The 16,727-nt window shown below is 46.1% G+C and carries 14 protein-coding genes; 4 read left to right on the forward strand and 10 right to left on the reverse strand.

What is annotated here, in order from left to right; all coding sequences use genetic code 11:
- The 5 genes from A596_RS08550 to A596_RS22910 form a co-directional block, all read right to left on the reverse strand.
- Positions 1-1,374, reverse strand: a 1,374-nt coding sequence (locus tag A596_RS08550) for a TolC family protein (RefSeq protein WP_039913715.1), incomplete at its 3' end; no start/stop codon positions are given.
- Between the two features lie 80 nt (positions 1,375-1,454).
- The gene (locus A596_RS08555) at positions 1,455-1,877 is read right to left on the reverse strand and encodes a hypothetical protein (protein ID WP_039913717.1); all 423 of its coding nucleotides are present in this window, start codon (positions 1,875-1,877) and stop codon (positions 1,455-1,457) included.
- 5 nt (positions 1,878-1,882) lie between these two features.
- Complete coding sequence (cueR, locus tag A596_RS08560; protein WP_052417345.1) at positions 1,883-2,356, reverse strand: Cu(I)-responsive transcriptional regulator; 474 nt, start codon at positions 2,354-2,356, stop codon at positions 1,883-1,885.
- Entirely contained in the window at positions 2,349-4,637 is a 2,289-nt protein-coding gene (locus A596_RS08565; RefSeq protein WP_052417346.1) for a heavy metal translocating P-type ATPase, read from the reverse strand. The genes cueR and A596_RS08565 overlap by 8 nt, the downstream gene beginning before the upstream one ends.
- Positions 4,638-4,661: 24 nt before the next feature.
- The gene (locus A596_RS22910) at positions 4,662-4,859 is read right to left on the reverse strand and encodes a heavy-metal-associated domain-containing protein (protein ID WP_039913719.1); all 198 of its coding nucleotides are present in this window, start codon (positions 4,857-4,859) and stop codon (positions 4,662-4,664) included.
- Between the two features lie 158 nt (positions 4,860-5,017).
- Here A596_RS22910 and A596_RS08575 point away from each other — a divergent pair, with 158 nt between their 5' ends.
- From A596_RS08575 to A596_RS08590, 4 genes are all read left to right on the forward strand, one after another.
- Positions 5,018-5,995: an HPP family protein gene (locus A596_RS08575; protein ID WP_039913720.1), complete on the forward strand. Its 978-nt coding sequence runs from the start codon at positions 5,018-5,020 to the stop codon at positions 5,993-5,995.
- Positions 5,996-6,053: 58 nt separating this feature from the next.
- Positions 6,054-6,953 carry a peptidylprolyl isomerase gene (locus tag A596_RS08580; protein WP_200882886.1) on the forward strand — a complete coding sequence of 300 codons (900 nt, stop codon included), beginning with the start codon at positions 6,054-6,056 and terminating at the stop codon, positions 6,951-6,953.
- 23 nt (positions 6,954-6,976) lie between these two features.
- Complete coding sequence (locus tag A596_RS08585) at positions 6,977-7,360, forward strand: hypothetical protein (protein WP_039913721.1); 384 nt, start codon at positions 6,977-6,979, stop codon at positions 7,358-7,360.
- A 202-nt stretch (positions 7,361-7,562) separates the two neighbouring features.
- On the forward strand, positions 7,563-8,567 hold the full coding sequence (locus A596_RS08590) for a right-handed parallel beta-helix repeat-containing protein (RefSeq protein WP_039913722.1): 1,005 nt from the start codon (positions 7,563-7,565) through the stop codon (positions 8,565-8,567).
- 120 nt (positions 8,568-8,687) lie between these two features.
- Here A596_RS08590 and A596_RS08595 read toward each other — a convergent pair whose 3' ends face one another.
- From A596_RS08595 to A596_RS08615, 5 genes are all read right to left on the reverse strand, one after another.
- Positions 8,688-9,377 carry a response regulator gene (locus A596_RS08595; RefSeq protein ID WP_039913723.1) on the reverse strand — a complete coding sequence of 230 codons (690 nt, stop codon included), beginning with the start codon at positions 9,375-9,377 and terminating at the stop codon, positions 8,688-8,690.
- 70 nt (positions 9,378-9,447) lie between these two features.
- Positions 9,448-10,998: a sensor histidine kinase gene (locus A596_RS08600; RefSeq protein ID WP_052417348.1), complete on the reverse strand. Its 1,551-nt coding sequence runs from the start codon at positions 10,996-10,998 to the stop codon at positions 9,448-9,450.
- On the reverse strand, positions 10,998-12,449 hold the full coding sequence (locus A596_RS08605; protein ID WP_039913724.1) for a TrkH family potassium uptake protein: 1,452 nt from the start codon (positions 12,447-12,449) through the stop codon (positions 10,998-11,000). The genes A596_RS08600 and A596_RS08605 overlap by 1 nt, the downstream gene beginning before the upstream one ends.
- Positions 12,450-12,609: 160 nt before the next feature.
- Positions 12,610-15,705 carry a phosphorylase b kinase regulatory subunit alpha/beta gene (locus A596_RS08610; RefSeq protein ID WP_039913725.1) on the reverse strand — a complete coding sequence of 1,032 codons (3,096 nt, stop codon included), beginning with the start codon at positions 15,703-15,705 and terminating at the stop codon, positions 12,610-12,612.
- 498 nt (positions 15,706-16,203) lie between these two features.
- Entirely contained in the window at positions 16,204-16,509 is a 306-nt protein-coding gene (locus tag A596_RS08615) for a helix-turn-helix domain-containing protein (protein WP_039913726.1), read from the reverse strand.
- Between the last annotated feature and the right edge of the window lie 218 nt (positions 16,510-16,727).

The following is a 16,727-nucleotide window of genomic DNA, read 5'->3' on the forward strand; positions in this document are numbered from 1 at the left end:
GCTGCGAGGATCTTTCGCTTCATTGTTGCTTGATGGCAGTGCCTGGCCAATTGCCAATTCCAGCTGCGCACGGGCTTGCCAATAATTTTTTAATGCATCGGTAAACTCATGGGCGAGTTGGATCTGTTGGCGTTTGATGGCAAGCAATTCAAATGGGCTGCCCAACATAAAATTGACTTCGCGATTGGATAAATCCACACGTTTTTCCGCGACGGACAACGCAGGCTCCAGAATGTTGATTTGCGCGCGTGCTGAGTCCATAAGGTTTAATGATTGGGCAATAGATTTGTCGGCGTCCAGTTCAAATTTTTGCAGGCGGGCAGCCAGTGCGGTTTTGTTTGCATTGATTTCCGCCAACTTACCTTGCCCGCGGTTAAAGATAGGCAATGCAAATTCCACTTCCGGACCAATGTTGTTGGCGCCGTCAAATTCACGTTCTGCATTCAATCCCAGGGTAATGTCGCGCCAGCCATGTTGTTGTTTAACCAATTGCTGGCGTTTCCCTACGATGGCCAATTGTTGCTGTGCAATTTTAATATCGGTTCGATTCGTTTTTGCCTGCGCCAATAGTTGTGAATGATTAAATTTTTCCGTCGGCAACGCCGGAAGTTGCGCAGCGAATTCAATGTTTTCAATCGAAGGTAATCCAATTAAGTTAAGCAGCTCAAGGCGCTTTTCATAGGCTATGGTTTGACGTTTCTCCATCTGCTGCCGTGCGCGACGCAGCTCATTGTCGTAGGCTAGAAAATTATTTTCCGATAGGTTTCCGGCGCGATACAAACTCAAGGCGAGCTGCTGCCTTGCAGTGGTTGCTTCCAGTAGTTTGTTTTGTATATAACAATGTTGCATGGCCGCGACAGCAGCAAAATAGTGTTCACTGGTTTGCGCAATTAATTGTTGTAACCTGGCTTGCAAGCGCAATTGTGCTTCCAGCAGATTTTCCTGTGCCAGCTCGCGTCGCAACGGTCGCGTAAATAACGCCAGCAGCGGTTGGCTTAGTGAAGTATCCAATTGCCAACGCCCGCCATCTTCCGGTTTTAACGCACCGATGCTGATATGCGGGTTTTCAATTAATTCAGCTTGTAAAGCTGCTGCATTAGCAATACCCAATTGTGCGAGTTCTATACGCACCTGTGGTGAATGTGACAACAGAATTTGTAGCGTTTGCGGAAGTGTTAGCGGCTCATCCCTGGTGATTGATATTGTGGATTTCCCCAGTGAATTTTGCGAAATCTTTGTCGCAGGAAATTGTTCACCAAGTTGTTGTTCAACGGTGTTGATTGATGTTTGCGGTGGAGAGATGGCGCAAGCGCCCAGCAGTGTGCTTGCAATAAATACACATGCCAGCCTTCCCCATGGTCGGAAGTTGCTCATAATAAAAACCTTGTTTTATTTGCGTTTTCGCAGTCGAAACGCATCAACCTGAAGTATTTTAAATGCTAGGAATAGAATGGTTATGCAGGGATAGATTGCGGAGGGCGCTGCGGTTGTGACAGCAAAGGCTGGGCAGGGGATGGATTTTTAAACGGAATATAATAAGGCGTTAAATCGATGGGGCCGGAAACCAAATCACCTTTCAACAGAACGCAGTGCCAATGGCAAACAAACTGGCAATGTTTGCAGGATTTTATGTCGTTATCTTGTAAATCCTGCTGAGGTAAATCGGTGTTTATTGGTGTGGCTGTCTCTGCAATCTGGTGGCAGGGAGGAATTTCTTGCAGGGCCGTTAGCCCGGTTTCTTTATCGCTGTGATCCAGGTTGGCGAGGCGCGATTGCATTTGCGCGCAATGCTGCCATTGCCCGGCGATTGCTTGCAGCGGTAGCCACAAGCACAGGGCAATTACTAACATATGTACAGATTTGCGTGCAGTTATCATTGCTGTTAATCAGTGTTGTGGCAGCTATTGCAAGCAATTGCATCAAGGATCGGGCAGTCAGGGCGTTCATCGCCATGGCAACGGCCGGCTAAATCACTCAGTGCTTTGCGCATTTGTTGCAGCGAATGAATACGTTCATCCATTTCCTGAATATGTTCCAGTGCCAGTTTTTTTACTTCGGCGCTGCTGCGTGCAGAATCTTGCCAAAGGCTGGCGAGTATTGCTATCTGTTTCATCGAAAAACCCAAATCGCGCGCGCTTTTTATAAAGCGCAGCAAATAAATATCGCGTGTTTGGTACACACGATAATTTGCCTGGGTACGATCCGTGGGGGTTACCAATCCAAGTGATTCATAGTGGCGAATCATTTTGGCGGTAAGTCCGGTGAGTTTTGCGGCTTCACCAATGCTATGCAAACCTTTGGCATGGGCATCAGCTAATTCCAGGGGCTGTGTCGATTTTGCCGGGCGACTACTCATGGGTTGCCTCTTTAATATCTTGCTGGTGGCGCAGGCTTGTATCTTGCCAGCGACGTAAACGTAATGCATTGGTAACAACAAACACACTTGATAACGCCATCGCACCGGCGGCCAGCATCGGTGATAACAATATACCGAAAAAAGGATAAGCGATGCCGGCAGCTAACGGAATTAACGCTGCGTTGTAAGCGAAGGCCCAAAATAAATTTTGTTTGATGTTGCGCATAGTTGCCCGTGCGAGCGCAATGCTTTTTGGAACACCTTGCAAATCGCCGCTCACTAATACCAGGTCGGCACTTTCAATCGCGATGTCGGTACCGGTTCCAATTGCCAACCCCAAATCTGCTTCGGCAAGCGCAGGCGCATCATTAATTCCATCGCCTACATAAGCGATGGTGCCGTGTTGTTCGCGCAATTTTTTCAAGGCTGCAACTTTTTGATCGGGTAATACCTCAGCGATGACTTCATCAATTCCCAATTTTTTTGCGATTGCATTCGCCGTGCGTTGGTTATCGCCGGTGATCATGGCGATTTTAAAACCCAAATTATGCAATGCATTTAACGCCGGGAGTGTGCTCGGTTTTATTGTGTCTGCCAATGCCATTATCGCAGCGATTTTATTATTGACTGCCATATAAATGGGGGTTTTTCCTTCACTGGCGAGTGTAGTTGCAGCGTTAGTAAAAATGCTTAATTCGATACCCTGTTGTTTAAACAATCTATCCGCACCGATTAACACTGTTTGCCCTGAAACTTGCGCACGCAAACCGTAACCGGGAATGGCTTCAAATGATTCCAGTGTTCCCGGGCTTGCATTTGCTTCCCTTGCAGCATCAATTAACGCCTGGGCGATAGGGTGTTCAGAATGTTGTTCGGCGGCTACGGCGAGTGACAACAACTGGCTTCTGTCAAAGCCTGCTACGATTTCAAAATCCGTCAGCTGTGGTTTACCCAGTGTGAGTGTTCCGGTTTTATCGAATGCGATAGTTTTTATCTCGGCGAGGCTTTGCAAAGCACTGCCGCGACGGAATAACAATCCCATCGTTGCTGCGCGACCAGTGCCGACCATGATGGATGTCGGGGTTGCCAAACCCATTGCACAAGGGCAGGCAATAATTAACACCGCAACCGCATTTACCAACGCAAAACTTAATGCGGGGTCGGGGCCAAACACCAACCAGATTCCAAATGTTATCAATGCAATTAATATCACTACCGGTACAAACCAGCGCGTAACTTGATCCACCAATGCCTGTATGGGGAGTTTTTCACCTTGTGCTGCTTCGACCAATTCAATAATGCGGGCGAGCATTGTGTCCTTTCCGGTTTTGGTGACTTTGTAAGTCAGGGAACCGTTGGTGTTGATAGTGCCACCGATGACTTCCGCACCTGGCGTTTTGCTAACAGGGATGGGCTCGCCGGTCATCATCGATTCATCGACAAATGAATTGCCTTCGATAATTTCACCATCCAGCGGAATTCGTTCACCGGGGCGAACGAGTAGTAAATCATTTGGTTGTAGTGCCGCAATATCGACAATTTCCGTTTGGCCATCGTGCAAGCGCGTGGCAGTTTGTGGCTGGAGTTTTACCAATTGTGCAATAGCATCACTAGTGCGGCCACGGGCATTGGCTTCCATCAAACGACCAAGCAGTATCAAGGTAACGATTACCGCTGCGGCTTCGTAATAGACATTGACGGTGCCGTTGGGTAGCAGTTCAGGTGCGAAGGTTGCGACAAGGGAATACGCCCATGCTGAAAGGCTACCCAACGCAACCAGCGAATTCATATCCGGTGCAAGGCGGGCAAGTGCGGGCAAGCCTTTCAAATAGAAAATCCGTCCGGGGCCAAACATCACTACCGTGGTAAGGATTGCCTGGATTATCCAGTTCCACACGCCGAGGTTAGCCATCAACCAATGATGGAAGGCGGGGATGATATGCGAACCCATTTCCAGGATAAAAACCGGCAGGGTTGCAATCAGGCTCCATTTGAACTGCCGAGCCAGCACAATACGTTCGCGCTCGCGTTTGGCGGAGGTTTCGGGTTGGTCCGCATTTTCCACCAGATGGGCACCATAACCCGCGCGTTCAACTTTCTGGATTAATGTCGCAGGGGTTACTTGTGGGGACAAACGCAGATGCGCACGCTCAGTAGCGAGGTTGACGCTTACCGCTTCTACGCCATCCACTTTTGCCAGTGCGCGTTCCACATGGGCAACACAGGATGCGCAGGTCATACCTTCAATGGCCAAATCCAGTTCGCGGGTGGTATTGCTCATCATCAAGCTCCTGTAATCACGTTCTTAATCAGGTTCGGCGGGAAAACCTGCATCGTTCAGCAGCTCTATCAAGTCGTCACGACTCAAGCGCGTTTCTACCGCTAACCGACGGTTTGCGGGTGTCGCATTCACGGTGGCCGATTTGTCTGCGGCCAGGATTGCACGGGTGATGGCGGCACTACAGCCACCGCAGGTCATGGTTTTTACCGTAAACGTGTACATGATGAACTCCCCGGTGATTACCGTATTTGATCAGGATGGACTCAGGTTAAGGTTTACCACTGTGGTAAGGTCAAGCAAAAAATAACGCGGGTGTGTAATTGCGCCATAAGAAGGAAGCGACTAGCATCTTGCGCTTTTATGGGGCGACGAGACCAATTATGCGAGTAAAACACTGGTTGCATGAAACGAGGCTTTTCTTCGGTATAGAGCGCAGTACTACCAGTCACAGCGAAAAACTTATTTCCGGTCTTGGTGCCCTGTTGGGAATTCTGGCGGTTTATTGGGGAACCCGCTGGTGCTTCCCTGATGGTTTCATGCATACCGCTGGCACCTTGATAATGGTTACCTCGATGGGAGCATCGGCAGTATTGCTATTTGCCGTGCCCCAGGGGGCGCTTTCCCAGCCTTGGGCTGTAATCGGTGGCCATTTGTTGTCGGCATTCGTCGGTGTAAGTTGCCAGCAGTTATTTCCGGATCAAACCTGGACCCCGGCGCTGGCAGTCGGGCTCGCAGTAGCAGTGATGCATTACTGCCGCTGTATCCATCCACCGGGCGGAGCAACGGCCCTGGCTGCCGTGATTGGCGGTGTGGAAATTTATCGCCTGGATTATTGGTACCTGGTGTTCCCTATTGCTATTAACGTGTTCTGTATCCTGTTAATGGCCGTCGTGTTTAACGCTTTCTTCCCGTGGCGGCGTTATCCCGCGCACCTTGTTCGCCGCAAAATTGCTAAACCTGCGGTCGCTTCCGAGCGTCAATTTGAATTAACCCAGGAAGATTTTTCGGCGGCGATGGAGCAATTGAATTCCTATGTGGATATCACCAGCGAAAACCTGACCCAGCTATTGGAGCTGGCCAAACAGCATGCAGAGAAAAATATCACCCACCCGGAGCAGATTATCGCCGGCCATTTTTACAGCAATGGCAAATTGGGGAACTTGTGGAGTGTCCGTCAGGTCGTAGACGCCGCTGATAACGCTGTCGCGAGTAAAGACCAGGTTATTTACAAAATTGTGGCGGGCGATGGCGGCTATGCAACAGGTATTTGTTTGCGCACTGAATTCCAGAAGTGGGCGCGCTATGAGGTTAAGGCGCAAGCGAATGGTCACTGGAAAAAAGTGACTGATGAGGACTAACTTCAACAAAATCACCTAAGTATTACAAAATCCAACAAATTTCAGGTGTTTGGAGCAGGTGTTGCGAGCTAATATGCATCACCCAACGTGGCTTTTCGGATTCCCCTGCAAGCCGCTTCTCCATTCCATTCATTTTTATAACCAGAGGTTTTCGATGAGTTTTTGCAATAGGTTTGAGTCTTCTTCCAAATGGCTGAAACGCACAGTATCAGCGGTCTGCATTGGTGGTAGTTTATTATTGGGCCAGGCTGCCTCGGCAACCACTGTACAGTTCCAGACCGTCATGGGCGATTTTGAAGTTAACCTGTTCGATAAAACTACGCCCGAAACCGTTGCAAATTTCTTGGCTTACGTTAATGGCGGATCTTACAAGAACACCATTATTCATCGCTCGGTTCCCGGTTTTATCATACAAGGTGGTGGCTATGCCTATCAGGATAAACTGCCTCTCGTTAGTATTCCCCAAAAGGCTGCGGTAAAGAATGAGCCCGTTTACTCAAGTCTGCGCGGTACCATTGCCATGGCCAAGAAGGAAGGTAATGCTAACAGTGCAACAAGTGAATGGTTTTTCAACCTGGCTGATAACTCGGCAAACCTCGACAAGCAAAACGGTGGATTTACCGTGTTTGGCCAGGTAACCGGAAACGGTATGGCAATTATTGATTCGATGGCTGCATTAAACCGCTTCACCATTACTGGCCTGCAGAATTTTCCGCTGCGCAATTACTCTTATGACGATGCCAAAAACAATGTTCCGGTTGCAGTTAGCAACCTCGCTCTGATCGAGAATATTGTTGTCCTGAATGCTGACCCGGATACCGCTTCCAGCCTGAATCCCACCAAGAACACCCTGATTACCAAAAAAGACAGTGGCGGCGGCGGTAGTACAGGCCTGATTTCCTTAATGCTGTTGGGATTGCTTGCCTTGGGTGGAAAAAGACTGTTGAATAGGAAGTAATTTCATTTAAAGAGGGAAATGTTGTGATTACCTATTTGTATTGGATCGCGGTTATCAGTGTTGCAATTTTCGTTTTTTGGGGCGTTGGCCGCTACTTGAAATGGCAAGCAGGTTTGATTGGCGGTCTGGCAATCGTGATCATCGGTTGGTTAATGTACACCTTCCACTATGAACAGCATTTCGTTAAAAACTATGGTGGCGTGATGTCTATCGATGTCCCTAAAGGCCAATTGCACATGCAAGCCACTTGGAAAGATGACAACCTCTGGGTAGAAAATTATGATCCTGAAAGCAACACCTGCATTTTTAGTGAGTACTCAAAAGGCAGTTTATTGGAAGGCCGGGTAACAATTAAAAACTGTAACCCGTTAATGCCGCAAGCATCGCCAACAACAAATGCAAAATAGAAACAGCAACATTGCTACAAAAAGGGACCTCGGGTCCCTTTTTTGTTTCCTAAATACACAGGATTTATCACCGCTAATTTGGGCGAATAACCGAATTAGATTTTTTTAGGCTAAAGGCACATTTTTCATTGTCGCAGCACTTTTTCGCGCTAGGATGAAAGCAAGGGGAGTAACATCTCCCGCGTTCGAGAGAGGGCTTACTATGAAAATGATTCATAGGGCATATGTAGTCTGGACGCTGCTTGCACTTGTGTTAAGTAGTGTTTCTTCATCGGTTTTTGCAGCGCAACAGGTTAAAGAGAAAACCTGTGATGCGATTCAAAAAGCGATCCATCAATTACCGGCAGAAGGTGGTGAAATTTCGCTTCCAGCGGGTACATACAACTGCACCAAACCTATCATCCTGGATCGCAATAATCTCACTTTGCGTGGCGCTGGACCAGGGACGCTGTTGCGCCTTGCCGACCACATCAATGCGCCAGTTATTGTGATGGGGCTGACTGAAAATATTCCCTCTCGCGATACTCGCCATGTGCGTGTTATGGATTTGATGATTGACGGTAATCGCGCCAATCAAACTGCTGAGTGTATGGGTGGACCATGCAGCGACCAGTTCCCTTTACGCAACAATGGCATCAGCATTCGTCGGTGTGTGGATTGTGTCGTGCAATCGGTTATCGTGTTTGGCGCTATGTCTGGCGGTTTGGTTACCGAACTTGGTTGCCGGCGCCTGACAATTCGCGACTACACGTCCTACGATAATGAATTTGACGGTTTGGCTGGCTATGAAACGGAGGACAGTACTTTCTCCGGTATTCATCTGTACGGCAATAAAGCCGCTGGAATTTCTACCGACATCAAATTCAATAACAACAAATTTTACGATGTCACTATTGCCGACAATAAAACCGTAGGCATATTCATGCGCGATTCGCTGGATAATTCATTTACTAATTTGCACATTCGCGACAGCGTCCAGCACGGTATTTTCCTGGCCCAGGTAAATACTGACCCAAGTACGGCGGCTACAGGGAATACCTTTACCGGTGTCGTCATTTCGCGGTCGGGTGGCATGGGTATCCTGGCGAATGATGCATCTTGTGTGAACAATATGATGGTTGGAGCCCAGTTTATTAACAACAAAAACGGGTGTATTAGTGAGGCAGCTTCTGGACTGGTTGAAAATGTTGGTGCAATTTGTCGCTGATAAACCCTGATCCTGGACCAGGTTGAATCGATTTTAAGTGTGTGTGTACCAGGACGTATTTTGATGTAGCTCGCGATTAAATTGATCGCGAGCTTTTTTTATTTTTGAAGGGATGGAAAATTAATTTTCAACCACAGGCAAGAAGCGATAACCAACACCCGGCTCGGTTTCTATGTAGCGCGGATTTGATGGATCATCGCCCAGTTTGGTACGCAAGCGCGCAATAAAAATACGCAAATAATGGGTGTCTTCAACATGGGTACCGCCCCATATTTCGCGCAATAATTGTTGCTGTGTGACAAGGCGTCCCGCGTTATTAATCAAACGCTTTAATAATTCAAATTCTTTGCGGGATAATTTAGCAGCCTCGCCATCAACTGTAAGCTTGCGCTCTTGCAGATCAATCAGTACATGTTCATCCTGAAATTTTTCTACGCTTTGTACACTGGGGCCAAAAGCTTTTATCAGGCCACGGATGCGCGCCAGCAACTCCTGAATACCAAATGGTTTAACAACGTAGTCGTTTGCACCGGTATCCAATGCCTGCACGATTTCTGTTTCGCGATTGCGCACTGATAAAACAATGACCGGTTGATGGTAAAAATCGCGCAGCTTTTTTAACACTACCTGTCCATCCAAATCAGGCAAACCCATATCCAGAATAACCAGGTCAGGATTTTCTTCTGCTGCCAACACTAATCCTTGGCGGCCTGCGTCGGCCTCTAAAATAGAATATCCCTGTGCAGTTAAACCGATTTGCAGGAACCGGCGAATTTGGGGTTCATCATCAATAATTAGTATTTTGCTCATGGTAACTCCGTAACTGTACGGGGAGTATAAAGTGCGTGTAATTACCGGCCTGTCATATCCCTGTTAAATTTTATTCTGCTGCAGGGTGTGAGCCAGGCATATCCGGGTTTTTATTACTATCTCCCAGGTTGGTTTCGATGGGGATTTCAATGCGAATACAACAGCCAGGATTAATCCGGTCTGCCGTGCGCCTGGGGTTAGCATGAATGCTCACATTCCCTCCATGCGCCATGATCATACCGCGACAAATGGTTAAACCCAAGCCGCTTCCCGAGCGCCGGCGATCCCCTTTTTCTGCGGTATGAAAACGTTCGAATACTTTTTCACGTTCCTCTTCGGGCAAGCCTGGCCCCTGGTCACATACATTGATAACAATAAAGTCATTTTCTTTCACACAACTGACTTCGATACTGGCATCCGGTGGTGAAAATTTAATGGCATTATCGATGACATTAAACAATGCTTGTTCAATTAATGCGGCCTGGATGTAAAGGGAAGGCAGGTTAGGGTCGATTTCTGCACGTACATCATTTTGGATCAATAGAGGTTTAAGGCGTTTTTTTACAACGCTGATAATTTCTTCAACACTGACCCAGTCGCGCTCCAGGCGCAGTTCGCCAAATCCGAGCCGCGTCATATCCAGCAAGTTCTGGGTGTAACGGTTCAGGCGCTGTGCTTCTTCCAATACTGTTGTTAACAGCTCTCGCGTTTGCTGTTTATCCAGGTGATCGCCAAACTCCATTACCGTCGAGGTTGCCCCAATCATTGTTGTTAAGGGAGTACGGAAGTCGTGTGATACTGACGAGAGCAACGCAGAGCGAAGTAATTCATTTTCTTTCGCAATTTTTTCTTTTTCCAATTCAGCAGACAAACTGGTCCGTTCCAATGAAATATTTACCTGATGCAGTAACAGCAGGAAAATATCTTTGGGAAGATATTGAATATTTTCAATAGAGATTTTCAACAGGCCAATTACTTGCCGTGAATTAAACAAAAAGTACACATCGTGTTCTTGCTGCAAATCCGGAATTTTAGCAATGAGCTCCGGTGTAAGGCGCAGCTCAAGCAACTCTTCCAGATAGGTTTTTCGTAAATGCGTCATCCTGCGAATAGTCGGGTGGGTGGCCCAGTTACTATCGCGCGTGATTAACACGCAACTCTCTTTCCAGGGCTCAAGTGCCGCACGCATTGCATTAAGCACATCGTTGGTATCCAGTGCTTTAGGAAGTTTTTCCAGCAGTTCCAATTCGATATCTGTCATAAATTCGCGTACACGAATTCGCTGCACGTTTTGTTTATGCTTGGTGGCCATGTAACCCACGATCACGGATGTCAACAAAAACAAGAGGATGGTTAACAGATCTTCATCCTGATGAATGATGATCGACCCGTAAGGTTCGGCAAAAAAGAAACTGAATGCAAAAAAGCTGGAAAGCGCATTAATAATTGCCAATTCGACAGTAACATTGATGGCGATAAAAACCACCATCACAATGTATAACAACGGCACATTGGCTTTAGGTAAATAATCGGTAATTAAAAATGCGATGGGCGTGAGTAGCCACGGGAATAAAATCCCGATCGGATACGCAAAGCGGCGGAGAATCTTTTCGATACTCATCATGCGCGCCAGAATGCGGGTGCAAATAAAACCAGAATCGTTAAAAACTCCAGGCGCCCAAGTAGCATGGCAACAGACAATGTCCATTTAGCGAGATCAGTCAAGCTGGAATAATTGCCAGCAGGGCCAATAATGTCTCCCAGTCCCGGCCCTACGTTCATCAATGACGCGGCCGAACCGGTGACGCTGGTTACCAAATCCAATCCGGTAAAAGCGAGAATAACCGAACACACAACCAAACAAACCGTCATCAAAAACATATAGGAGATAGATGATGCAATAATTTCCGAACTGATCAGGCGATTGTTGTAGCGGCGACTGATGACGGCCCTTGGATGAATTGCTGTCATAATTTGCTCTTTAACCAGGCTGCCAAATATTTGCAGTCGAAACACTTTAATCCCGCCAGTTGTAGAGCCAGAACAGCCACCAATGAACGTTAGGAAAAAGAAAATAATAAGGGCAGCTGACCCCCAAAGCTGATAGTCACCCGAGGCGAACCCGGTGGTTGTAATCACTGACACAATGTTAAAGCAAGCCTTGGTCAAGGCGTGAAAAGGTTCCATTTGATCAGAAATTATTAAATAAAATGTTAGTACTAATGTAGTTAGTGCCACTATCCATAGTAAGCCCTGAACCTGGGTGTCGCTAAAAATTACCAGCTTTTTATTGACCAGCAGGCGTACGAACAAGAAAAAAGGAAATGCGCCTGCAAGCATAAAAACGATGGCAACCCAATGAATCAGTAATCCATCAAATTGCGCGAATGAATGATCAGAAGTAGAAAACCCACCTGTCGATACTGTTGTCATTGCATGGTTAATTGCATTGAAAACATCCATGCCCGCCACCCAAAAAGCGAGGAAGCAGATACCGGATAAGAGCAGATAGCAGTAAATAATCATCGCCATAAGGCTTTGCGCCCTCGGCATGGCTTTATCTGACCAATCAGAGGATTCGGTCTTAAACAAACGCATTCCACCTACGCGCAAGAATGGCAGTACAGCGATCGCCATACCGATAATCCCTACGCCACCGATCCAGTTAAGCATTGAACGCCACAGTAAAATATCCTTTGGCAGTGCATCCAGGCCTGACATTACCGAAGAGCCTGTTGCGGTTACTCCGGCTACTGCTTCAAATACCGCATCGGCAATGCTCAATGGTTTCGCCATTAAGAGAAACGGAATTGCGCTGAACAGGCAGACACCGGTCCAGGTACAACTGGTAATCAAAAATACTTGCCGGGGTTGCATGTAATCGAGGCGGGATGTTTTTCCAATCAGCAAGAAAACGATACCTGCCACACTGGTTATGGTGGCCGATGAGAAGAACGCGAGTTGATTGTCACTATCGTAAGCAATGGAGAGCGCCAGGGGCACCAACATGAATAATGCGAGGATGTTCAGGATTGCGCCCAAAATAAGCAGCGTAGGCCCCAGTAGTTTCATAGTGTCCGACTTTCAGGTATGGCAGAAAATGGCCGCATTCTAAACGCTAGCATTGCGGGAGCCTATGGGGGACTGGATATATATTTGTAAAACCTGCTGGCAGGCCAAAATCTGCCAGCTGTATTCCCCTGGTAATAATGGGCCTTAATAACACTTGCCCTTAATAAGGCTGGGTAGTTTCTGCATAGATTAGCGTGACATACAGGTTCACTATATGCGGCGACTGCTGCATAAATACTGTCAGATCAGTCTCCAGCCCCAGGCCCGGTGATTGTGTTTTGCGTTCGTGCGCATAGCGTTCGGCAGCAAGTTCCAATACTTCACGGAACACGACAGGCCGCTGAAAACGCATTTGCGGGTTATTAATGCAAAATTGAGTATAGGCATAAAGCGCCTCAATCATCGCACTTTTATAATAAGCAGGATGAAGTTGGTGGGTTAATTGATCAATGTGGTGAGCAAAACTTTCCTCTCCCGGAGTCATGGAGCGACGAGTTGTTTTACAGTCGAGCACAAAACGCTGGCCGTTTGCATTGCTAAATATCAGGTACTCCGCAAACATCAAACTATGCCATATATCTTTGAGGAAATTTTCATCGAAGTGGGTAATCAACCCGCGCGCTGTGCGCCATTCCAGCCAATCAGTATCCATTGCGTCGGATAACACCGGATTTTCATCATCTGCATTTTCATTGTGATGGATTTTGTAAGGGGTAATGTGATTGATGCCCTGAGCAAATACTTTTTTGCGCGAGGTTAAAATGGTGCGAATCTTTTTATAGAGTTTTGCGGGTGATTGCAACCCGAGCCACTCGGTCATAGATACGTCTTCGGCATCGCCTTTATCCATACCGCAGAGCAGCATGAAATTGCGCAATTGCACAGAATGCAAACCATCGAACAATTTTGGCTCCGAGCGAATCAACGAGCCTATGGCAGAAATTAATTCCTGTACCAGTGTGCGCTCCAATAGATCCGGAAATAATTGACGGACACTTTCAAAATAGGATGCATTTGAAAATGATTGATCTACTTTAATTTCGGTGTAATTGTTATCGCCAACGGTAATGGTGAGATTGCGTGCCGCTAACAATGTGAGGCTATCACCGAGGTCGGTAAGGGTATAATTTAATTGTGAAAAACAAAAACGTGCGAGCAACCAGTAATTTACTTTTTGTGAACGATAATACACATCACGAATTAAATCTTTAATAGTAATAATTGCCCCATTAATACCGATGTTGTCGGTCAGCTTATGCTTCTTGATATAGGCGGAAAATTTGCGGTAAGTCATTATATCGCTGTCGGTATAAAATTTTTCCAGGAGAACAGCTGCTTCCGGTTCTAATTGGGCTGCCTGCAACGCATCGCTCGCTGTGGAGGTTTGCATTTGGTTGGTCATGGATGTTACATGGAAATAAGGGATAGTCAGGTTATTTACACGCGATGCACGATGGGCCAGGTTGGCCGATGCGTAACCGACATATTCTTCCTCATTGCGCAATTGGTAATTGCGTAGAACCTGGAATAGCAATTCAGCATTTGGAACTTTATACAAACGATGATCAACGAGTAAGGTAAAGACGGCTACTTCAGAACTGATCCAGTTTTTATAAATGAATTGAATTTCCTGTGTCAAACTTTCGATAACCCATTGCGCATCATAGCGTCGATAATCTTCCCGTTCGCTTTGCAACCAGGATAAGCTTAAATAGATTTTGTTGTTAATTTGATAGGTTTGTGATGTGGCCAGGCTTTGCACACGCCGACGCGGGCGACCGCTCAAACCCAGTGATTTATTTTCACCGATATGTGCATAGGCTTCCATCAAACTTGATGCGGAAACCACGCCCATAGGTTTGATGTCTTGCAATGTTTCTGCAATAACACCGTATTTTGCAAGATGTTGTTTAACCATTTCATTTTCAGCCAGCACTACAAGTGCAATGCTGGATTTAATAAAGCGGGTAGAGCGCCTGCGCATTTTTAATGGGTCCAGGTCATCACTACTGACAAGGCCTTCATCGAGCATCAAACCGGTTAAATATAAACTCTGCGCCCACACCAGTGGAATGTTTTCATTGGGAACGCGAGTCTGTGAGCGAGGACTTTTCTTTTCTTCTTCTATGTTTTCCATCGGTAGATAATACAGCTCTGGCAATAAGCCAACACCGTCGACATAAACCATAAGTGATTCAAGTTTTTTGCGATAATGTTTTGCTGTTGCTTCGCTGCCATCAAAAAGTGCAGTGATATAAAGATAAGTGAAAAATAACGGCCATTCGGATTCAATGTTTGCAAAATTACTTAATTCATCGTGTTCGTAATAAATACGCGAACTTTCTTCCAAAACGGTTTGGTGTCCGTCCCATAGGAAACGCTTACAGCCATAATTGCCTCCAAGTTTTGTTAGCACTGAATCGCGTGTTTGCGTGGCGAGCGTTTCTTTTCCAACAGCGAAAGCGGGGAAGCCGATAATGCTTAATAACGCGCTATCAGTTTCTTTGGATAAGGATTCGCGCGGTAGAAGTGAGGCAAGGGTAGTCCTGGCAAGGGAAATCGCGTCGGCGATTACATGGATAACTGCTCTTTTATCGCCATGTTTACCAAATAAATTAAAACCATCCAACGCTTGTAATGCTGCTTTGGCCATTCCAACCGAACTGGCATTGATTTCGGTTTTACCATTGTTGACTTTATTGCCTCGCTCCCAAATACCGTAATCCGGTGTGCGGTACGCGCTCGCAATGTAATAAACAAGGTTTTGCACAAAATCGACTTCGTCGTGGGTGCATACAATGCGCAAACCGGAGGCACTCATTTGTGCGAGCATTAATAAAAAAACGGAGGTCGCATCAATTTGCAAATGCCCCCAGGCATCATCTGCAACAACCGGCAGCCCAGTGGCTGTATCGTATTTCGCGTGTAATGCGTCACTGTTTTGCAATGAATGTTTAAACGCTTCAACTTTATGCGCTTGTCGCATCATTGATTGTAACAATCCACGCATTAACTTGATGGTGGCTTGATCCAACTCGTCGCTTTTATGATGTTCGCCCTGGTGCCTGAATGCCATCCCCAGGGTCCAGACGCAGATAATTGAATAAACATTATCGCGTACCCAGGCATCGGTGTAGTCGCCATGATTGTTAATTGCTGTACTGGCAGGAAGCAATCCGGTTACCGGATGCTGTTTACTGAGAATGACTGTTTCGACCTCTGCGTATAACCGCTCCAACAGTTGTTTATGCTTCATAAAGCCATCGCCATCAAAAGGGAAAAATAGACTGGCAGGAGCTGGACGACAACGTTAAGTCGGGAACTGCCAGTCTCGTAAGGTATTGATTTCAGGAGGATAATGCTCCTTATACACAATAAGCCGGAAATATTCAAGGTTAGGCTGGTCGCCAAAATTAACGCCTCATTTTATAGCACGGGAAGGATATATTTGACCGGCTATGGGGCAAACTCCTACGCGTCCTGATGACCGTAGTTTAACTTTCCAGGTAGGTAATTATAGAGAATTGGGAAAAAAGGCGACGGTATCTTGATATAAAACGGAAGATACCTTTTGGGGGCTCTCTTTTAGGTATCTTCCGTTTTATTTTAGCGAATGACAGGACAAGGCACTCTGTAAAAACCAGCACTTACGAAATGACTCAATACTTTATTTCACAGCTGCTAATGCATGGCTTAAATGAAATAGAAACAAATAAATCTGCAGTCTCGAAAATGATGAATAACCAATAAAACGTTATTTTATTGATTCAATTCCTTTCTGTTCCGCAAGGATCAACATTTTTAAGGCAGAACCTTGAGGCTTCCTTTCTCCTTGTTCCCATTTTTTCACAAGTTTATCGCTAACATTTAAAAATCTGGCAAAAACAGGTTGCGATAGTCCATTTTTCAAGCGCAGCGATTTAACTTGTGCTGCTGAAAATTCATATATTGATGTCAGGCATTCAACATCAAATTGGCGCATAGTTGTTTTTTCTATTGAGCAGTGTTGGTCAGAATTTTTAAACGCATAGAATATGTCAAAATCAGAATTTTCACGCATTTGGCTATTCCATATTTAGTTTCTCTCCCTGCAATGATGGTCAAAGACCTTCCTTTATCCGGCGATAATACCGTTAAGTTCATTTAAATAGCAAACATGCGGATCCTGAAACACTTATGTGCCCCCATGGGGTACATAAATATTTTTATTTAATATTTTAAAAAAATTTTTGAAATTTTTTTAAAAAAAGTTGAAGCAATACACAAGTAATATGATTG

This window comes from Cellvibrio mixtus subsp. mixtus J3-8, from assembly GCF_000766945.1.
Lineage (GTDB): Bacteria > Pseudomonadota > Gammaproteobacteria > Pseudomonadales > Cellvibrionaceae > Cellvibrio > Cellvibrio mixtus_A.